Source organism: Caballeronia choica (genome assembly GCF_001544535.1).
Lineage (GTDB): Bacteria > Pseudomonadota > Gammaproteobacteria > Burkholderiales > Burkholderiaceae > Caballeronia > Caballeronia choica.
Map to the genome: position 1 here is coordinate 1 of NZ_FCON02000242.1, position 7321 is coordinate 7321.

The window sequence follows — 7321 nt, forward strand, 5'->3', positions numbered from 1 at the left end:
GTTTTGCTGTTGCTGCCCGCACCGGCCACGCCCATGATGAGGCAAAAGTTCGACACGAGACCATCGTTCGCTCCAAGCACGGCCGCGCGCAAATCATTACCGGAGGCTACCCCGCGATGCCACGACTCGGCTGCCGCAATCGAACGTTCGCGAGACGTGCCGCTCTTACCCCGATTCGCGACTTCCTGCACGATGTCAGCATGATGCCGCTCCTCCCTGGACATCTGAGCGGCGTCCGGCTGGCCGGCATACTTGTCGCGATCGGCCATCTCATTCGCCGCAACGGAGCGCAGCACGACGTCTGGCCCAAACACGCGGACCAATGCACGCATGAGGCAGGTTTTTGCGCTCAGTCGATGCGTCTGCAGGGAGACGCCGTTCGCCTTGAGTTTCGCTGCCCAGATGTCCGCGTGGCGACGCTCCGCGGAAGCCAGTTCAGCGTACACACGCCGCTTGTCTTCCTGCGTTTCGGCACGTGCGAGAGTGTCGTATAGCGCCGCACTGTCGAGTTCGTCTGCAAGATTGGACTTGAATCGCTTGAGCTCCGCCTGCGATGCCATTGTTCGTTTTATCGCTCGTTTCGCTCAAGAAAGAGTAAAGGCGAATCTGGTGCGACCGCTCGAATAACCCTAAGAACGACAATGAGTGAGAATGCTATCGCATCTCACTCCGCTTATTTGCTGCACCGAACCGCCTTCAGGATGTGCAGATCCTCGCAGATGTCGGTACGCGCTCCGACTTGCGCCTATGCCGCCTGGAGGCGATCGCAAGCGAAAGGCTTGATCTGAATCAAGGGCGCCAAGGCTCATGTTCGTAGACTCGGATCAAGTCGAACGCCTCACCCCTCCTCGAGCCCATATCGACAACGGCATCGCGCATTACATCATGAAATGCGCGGCGAGTTCGACGCCGAACTGGTCGACCTGGTCGACATGGGCGACATGGGCGCGCACTGTCGTCGCGGATCGCGGCAGTTCACGCTCGGCAGCGCCGCCGAAAGCTTCCTGCGCCTCATGCATCGCTTCGACGCGACGGCTACCATGTGCCATTGGTCCATTTGTTCATTCCCACGACACATGCGCTTCAGAAACTAACCTGTTTTCATGTCTGGCTGTCGCCCACCTGCCCCGGACGGCGTTCGGGTAATCGAATCAAAACCATTCATTCACGATCGACAGAAGTAATTGAACCTCGACAGTCAATCGCCTGCACCAATGCAAAGCCCCCAAACGCCGCCGCTTTCGCCCGAAGAACTGAGCAAGATCGACGCCTATTGGCGAGCCTGCAACTATCTATCGGTGGGCATGATCTATCTGCGCGCGAATCCGCTGCTGAAAGAGCCGCTCGTGCCGGAGCACATCAAGAGGCGCCTGCTCGGCCACTGGGGATCTGACCCCGGCCAGTCGTTCGCTTGGGTGCATCTGAACCGCCTCATCCTGAGAGACGATCTGAACGTGCTGTTCGTGTCCGGACCCGGGCACGGCGCGCCTGCGACGCTCGCCAACTCCTGGCTGGAGGGTGTTTACTCCGAGGTCTATCCGGACCGCGGCGCCGATGAACGCGGCATGCTCAGGCTCTTTCGCGCATTCTCGTCGCCGGGCGGGATCGGCTCGCACTGCACGCCCGAGACGCCCGGCTCGATACATGAAGGCGGCGAGCTCGGCTACAGCCTTTCGCATGCTTATGGCGCCGCATTCGACAATCCCGGGCTGATCGTCGCAACCATGGTGGGCGACGGCGAAGCCGAGACCGGACCGCTCGCCACGTCCTGGCATTCGAACAAGTTCCTTAACCCGGTCACGGACGGCGCGGTCCTTCCGATCCTCCATCTGAACGGCTACAAGATCGCCAATCCAACGATCCTCGCACGCATCCCGCACGAAGAGCTGGAGGCGCTCTTCATCGGCTATGGCTACAAGCCCCATTTCGTCGAAGGCTGCGAGCCCGAGGAAATGCATCAGCGAATGGCGACGACGCTTGACGCATGCATCGGAGAGATCCGCGCCATTCAGCAACATGCCCGCACGCGCAGAGACTCGACGCGTCCCCGCTGGCCGATGATCGTGCTGCGCACGCCGAAGGGCTGGACAGGTCCGAAGGAAGCGGACGGTCACAAGGTGGAAGACTTCTGGCGCTCGCACCAGGTGCCAGTATCCGATCCGGTGACCAACCGCGGGAACCTGCGCCTCCTCGAAGCGTGGATGCGCAGTTACCGGCCCGAAAAGCTGTTCGACGAAGAGGGTCGGCTAATCGAGGTGCTACGCGAACTCGCGCCGAAGGGCGAGCGGCGCATCAGCGCGAACCGCACGCGAATGGCGGCAAGCTGCGCAAGTCGCTCGATTTGCCCGACATCCACGACTTCGCATTCGAATTCCAGGCGCCAGGCACCGTGTACCAGTCGCCGACCGTCGTGCTCGCCAGGTTCCTCACCGAGGTGATCCGTCGCAACATGACCAACTTCCGGCTCTTCGGCCCGGACGAAACGGCGAGCAACAAGCTCGACGGGGTCTATGAGGCGTCAGGCAAGCGCTGGATAGCGCAGACGAAGCCGGAGGACAGTGATGGGGGCGCACTTTCGCCCGACGGTCGCGTGATGGAAATGCTGAGCGAGCACACGCTCGAAGGCTGGTTCGAAGGCTACGTGCTCACCGGGCGTCATGGCCTCTTTGCCACCTACGAGGCGTTTGTCCACGTGATCGACTCAATGTTCAATCAGCACGCCAAATGGCTGGAGAAATCAAAGAAGGACCTCGACTGGCGCGCACCGGTGCCGTCGATCAACCTGCTCATCACGTCGCTCGTCTGGCGGCAGGATCACAACGGCTTCACCCATCAGGACCCGGGCTTTCTCGATGTCGTCACGAACAAGAGCCCGGACGTCGTGCGCATCTATCTGCCGCCCGATGCGAACTGCCTCCTGAGCGTGGCGGACCATTGCCTGCGCAGTCGTGACTACGTGAACGTGATTGTCGCGGACAAGCAGCCGCATCTGCAATATCTCAGCATGCGAGAAGCAATCATCCACTGCACCAAAGGAATCGGCATCTGGGACTGGGCATCGACCGACGCGTGCGCGGAGCCCGACGTCGTGATGGCCTGCGCGGGCGACATCGCGACGATGGAGTCGCTCGCCGCCGTGCGGATCCTGAAACAACACTTCAAGGACCTCAAAATCCGCTTCGTCAACGTGGTCGACCTGTTTCGTCTCTTGCCGGATACGGATCATCCTCACGGCCTTTCGCATCGCGACTTCGACTCGATCTTCACGCGCGACAAGCCGGTCATTTTCAACTTCCATTCGTATGGGTCGCTGGTGCACAAGCTCACCTACAATCGCACGAATCACGAGAATATCCACGTGCACGGCTATCGCGAGAAAGGCAACATCAATACGCCATTTGAGCTTGCCATCATCAACGAGGTGGACCGCTACACACTCTCCATCGACGTGATCGACCGCGTACCGCGCTTGGCGGACTCGGGCGCTCATACCAAGAACTGGCTCAAGGAGCAGATCATCGAGAGCATCCGGCATGCGCACGAGGAAGGCATCGATTGCGATGAGATCCGCGAGTGGACCTGGGATGATTGAGGGCCTTGCACCTGGCAGGCAAACGCAGGAGAGCTATCCAGAGGCGCAATCCGCAGCGTGTTGCGGCCGATCCGGTCTTCGCGCGTGGCATAGCACGCCGTCGGTTTTGAAGGGTAAGGTGACGGAGGGTCGCTGCTCATCCAAAATGAACGGGTAACCGAAGGAGAACATTGCAGTGCTTTGAGTTCCCGCCCTTAAAAGGCTCTTCGAGTTCCCGCCGGGGCCGCCGCTCTAATGCAAGGTGCTCTGCACAACACCGGCCAGCGCACTGAGCACGACGATGGCGAGGGGCGGGACCCTCCACCGCGTCAGCAGGAAGAAACCGCAAGCCGCGACAGCGAAGTCAGACTTCGATAGAACTGCGCTGGTCCAGACCGGTGAGTACAGTGCGGTTGCCAGGAGTCCGACGACTGCGGCATTCACTCCTGCAAGCAATGCAGTCATCGACGGACGTGCACGCAGTGCTCCCCAGTAGGGTAACGCCGCAAGCACAAGCAGGAGGCCCGGCAGGAAAATGCTAACAGTGGCAAGCAGTGCACCAGACCAGTGGTTCGGCGCTTGCATCATCATCCAACCCAGAAATGCAGCAAACGAAAACAAGGGACCCGGGACCGCCTGCGCAGCACCGTAGCCGGCGAGAAAGTCGTTCGAAGCAACCAGTCCGGCCGCGACAGTCTGCTGCTGCAGAAGCGGCAGCACGACGTGACCACCGCCAAACACCATCGCACCCGAGCGATAAAACGCTTCCATGACCTTGACGGCGGGACTTGCATGGAGGCTGGTTAGCAGTGGAAGTCCGAACAACAAGGCACTAAAGAGGATCAACGCGATGGCGCCTGCCGTGCGGGAAATACCGAATCCGTGGGTGCCCTGCGACACGCGAACGCTGTTTGATGTTGTCGCTGTTCGACACAACGCGAGTCCGAGCACGGCCCCGATGCTGATCACGATCAGTTGCGCATAGACAGTGGTCAGAATGCTCAGCACCGCGATGGCGGTGAGGGCGATAGCTGCGCGGCGGTGATCGGCACAAAGGCGCCGTGCCATATCCCACACTGCCTGAGCGACGACTGCGACGGCGACCAGTTTCAGACCGTGAACAAAGCCGCCGCCAAGCAGCCCGCCTAGACTCGGGGTGATGGCGGCAAAGCCGATTAACAGCATGACTGAAGGCAGTGTGAACCCGCACCAGGCCGCCAGTCCGCCAAGCCACCCCGCTCGCAAAAGACCGATCGAGAATCCCACCTGGCTGCTGGCCGGCCCTGGAAGGAACTGACAGAGCCCGACCAACTCGGTGAACGTTTCGTCGTCAAGCCAGCCGCGCCGTGCAACGAACTCGCGGCGGAAGTAGCCCAGATGTGCAATGGGGCCGCCAAAGCACGTCAGCCCGAGCTTGAGAAATACTGCGAGAACTTCCGCAACGTTACCCATTCGAGTCGAGCATGGTAAAAGGGAGATCTGTGCCGTACGTCGTGTGTCACCGCGATCATCACTTTATTGTATACGGGCACCCTACTTGCTGCCGCTGCTCGGCTCCTCATGCATCAGCAGCACGGGGCAGCACGCGATCCGGGCGAGGCCTTCTGCCACGCTGCCAAACGCCATTCTGCGCCACCCCCGTCGTCCGGTCGTCCCCATCACCACGAGATCTGTTTGATGACTCTGCGCGTAGCGATTCAGGCATTCGGCGATGGTCTCGTGAATGTTATCCGTCTCGACCAATTGCACCTCGCACGGGACGACGGCCTGTTGGAGTTTCAGCCGCACGCCCTCGAGCATGCGCAGCCCTTCTTCGCGCAGTTCAGTTCGATGCGTCACTGGATAAGAATACGCCGTCGAAGCATCGAGAACGTGCACGACCCGGATTTGTGCCCGCCCGTCACCGGCGATCCGGATCGCTTCGTTCAAAGCGCGTTCAGACGCTTTGCTGCCATCCATGGGAACCAGAATCCTGCTGTACATGATGTAATCCCTCGTCGAGGTGTGCCGTGTCGCGTCCCGCCAGTCGGCGAATGAAGTCCGCTGCGTGCGTCGGCATCAGCGCGGCCTCAACGCAGAGAATGCAGAAGTAGCCCCAACCCGCCGTCTGCGGTTGGGGTAGGTTCCTGTCTCGTTCAGACTGCCCCCCTCAGGCCGCCCATTCGATTTCTTCGATATGGGCAAGCGTGCGTTCGATCCGTTGCGCGAAGAGATTCAACGCACGGGTTTCCTCGCCTTGCGGTGCGTTTCTTTGACTAATCGCACAGCGCGCGACGGGCTGCTTGGCCGCCAGTTCGCACAGTTCCTGGAGCGCGGATTCGCTACCGCGACCGGCGAGCGTGCAGAAAAATGCGACGCGCGGCAGCCGGCGCCGGTGCGTCGCGAGCCACGCGCGCACCGGCGCGCTCACTCTGCCCGCCCAGACCGGCGTGCCGATGACGACCATGTGGTATGCGGACAAATCATGTCGCATCGGCTCGATCGATGCGGACCGCCCCATCACCGAGTCGAGGACGCACCGCAGGGTCCCCAGCGTCCCCGACCGGTCGCTCCGATCGATGATTTCCTCGACATCCGCGTGCAGGGTCGTCGCCAGTGCGGCGGCAACCCTGCGCGTCGCTCCGGTGCGTGAAAAATAGACGATCAATACTCTCGACATGACTGCTCCCGCTGATCCCCTCATTGTCCCGAAACGGCGCGCCTGCCGGCTACACGCCAATGGTTTTCGTCAGCTTCAACCCGACCCAGACCATGCCCTCGCGCAAACCCGCGAGGATCGCGTCGCGCTCGCTATCGAAGCGCCCGGAATGCCTGAAGCGATGTTCGAAGCGAAACCCCTTCGGATCCCGATGCTCCACGCGCAACTCGCACACGTAGCCGCCCGGCACGTCCAGCGTGTCGGCATGCACGCTCCAGTCCGCGCCGTCGATTTTTCCCGTGAGTGCCATGGTCGGTCACCTTCCTGATTCGACTTCGAGGTTGTCGGCTACCGCATGCACGCTACGCGTGGACCAGGCAGCACCGCGAGCCGTCTCGTGCTCGGCATGCGCGCCGATCGTACCCGTGAGCGTGACCGTGCCGTCGCGCGCGTCGACGACGGTGTGGTGCGCTTCCCGCCCGGCATGCCGGCTGAGCGCCTGCCCGATCCTCTCCCCGGTGGCTCCCGCAGCGAAGTCCGGCCGCGCCGTGATCTGATTGTCCACCGCCGTCACATCCCCAAAGCTTTCATCGCACTCTCCTCCTGCTTTTCCAACTCTATCCGCACGTCGAAAATGGACCGAGGTGAATCGGCTTGTCCGTTTCGGATCACCCATCGAACCACCCTCCGGTTCCCAACCGGGAACATCTCCGTTGAGGATGTCCAGATCGACGCCGCAGACCGTCGTGCACGGCATCGGACGATCGCGTGTGGGAGGGCCGCGAGTGCCGGCACGGGCCGTTCGTCGAGCAATTTTCGACGGTGACCGTGAAAGGCGCGTGCCTTCATGTCGACCTCCTCGAGGATGAAGAGCGCTTAGGCACAGAACCAATCTAGCCTCGCCTGGCCGTCGACGATTGATCTGCGTCAAGCCGCGTCCTCGTGTGGACGTCCTTTCGCTGCGCTTGATCTGAATCAACGGCGAAAGGCGGCCCGCTCGTAGAGTCGATGCAATCCGGGCGCGAAAGCGCCCATTCATTCCCGTATTCCACAGGAGAGAAGCGATGAGCTACAAAAGTATCGTTGTCCATCTCGATGCCAGCGACCGCGCA

General features: G+C 61.3%; 7 protein-coding genes and 1 pseudogene. 1 reads left to right on the forward strand and 7 read right to left on the reverse strand.

Going from position 1 to position 7321, the window contains the following annotated elements; genetic code table 11:
• Together AWB68_RS41055 and AWB68_RS48585 are read right to left on the reverse strand one after the other, a co-directional pair.
• Positions 1-560, reverse strand: a 560-nt coding sequence (locus tag AWB68_RS41055; RefSeq protein WP_200828942.1) for a VIT1/CCC1 transporter family protein, incomplete at its 3' end; no start/stop codon positions are given.
• A 318-nt stretch (positions 561-878) separates the two neighbouring features.
• Complete coding sequence (locus AWB68_RS48585; RefSeq protein ID WP_160110165.1) at positions 879-1049, reverse strand: hypothetical protein; 171 nt, start codon at positions 1047-1049, stop codon at positions 879-881.
• A gap of 165 nt (positions 1050-1214) precedes the next feature.
• Between AWB68_RS48585 and AWB68_RS41060 the strand changes: the two are divergent.
• Positions 1215-3592: pseudogene (locus AWB68_RS41060) on the forward strand (phosphoketolase family protein).
• A 231-nt stretch (positions 3593-3823) separates the two neighbouring features.
• On the opposite strand, the gene chrA reads toward AWB68_RS41060, so the two are convergent.
• From chrA to AWB68_RS50250, 5 genes are all read right to left on the reverse strand, one after another.
• Positions 3824-5023 (reverse strand): chromate efflux transporter, encoded by a 1200-nt coding sequence (chrA, locus tag AWB68_RS41065; RefSeq protein ID WP_087649883.1) that lies wholly within the window; start codon positions 5021-5023, stop codon positions 3824-3826.
• A gap of 81 nt (positions 5024-5104) precedes the next feature.
• Positions 5105-5554 (reverse strand): universal stress protein, encoded by a 450-nt coding sequence (locus AWB68_RS41070; protein WP_087649884.1) that lies wholly within the window; start codon positions 5552-5554, stop codon positions 5105-5107.
• Between the two features lie 166 nt (positions 5555-5720).
• On the reverse strand, positions 5721-6230 hold the full coding sequence (locus AWB68_RS41075) for a flavodoxin family protein (protein WP_087649885.1): 510 nt from the start codon (positions 6228-6230) through the stop codon (positions 5721-5723).
• Between the two features lie 49 nt (positions 6231-6279).
• Positions 6280-6519, reverse strand: coding sequence for a hypothetical protein (locus AWB68_RS41080; protein ID WP_087649886.1), 240 nt, complete (start codon positions 6517-6519; stop codon positions 6280-6282).
• A gap of 6 nt (positions 6520-6525) precedes the next feature.
• A complete protein-coding gene (locus AWB68_RS50250) occupies positions 6526-6774 on the reverse strand; it encodes a BON domain-containing protein (protein ID WP_235028793.1) in 249 nt (82 codons plus the stop codon).
• Positions 6775-7321 lie beyond the last annotated feature (547 nt).

Bases quoted from the DNA above. Each gene is read 5' to 3' on its own strand.
- AWB68_RS41070 (WP_087649884.1), bottom strand. From the start codon at position 5,554: ATGTACAGCAGGATTCTGGTTCCCATGGATGGCAGCAAAGCGTCTGAA.
- chrA (WP_087649883.1), bottom strand. From the start codon at position 5,023: ATGGGTAACGTTGCGGAAGTTCTCGCAGTATTTCTCAAGCTCGGGCTG.
- AWB68_RS41075 (WP_087649885.1), bottom strand. From the start codon at position 6,230: ATGTCGAGAGTATTGATCGTCTATTTTTCACGCACCGGAGCGACGCGC.
- AWB68_RS48585 (WP_160110165.1), bottom strand. From the start codon at position 1,049: ATGGCACATGGTAGCCGTCGCGTCGAAGCGATGCATGAGGCGCAGGAA.
- AWB68_RS41080 (WP_087649886.1), bottom strand. From the start codon at position 6,519: ATGGCACTCACGGGAAAAATCGACGGCGCGGACTGGAGCGTGCATGCC.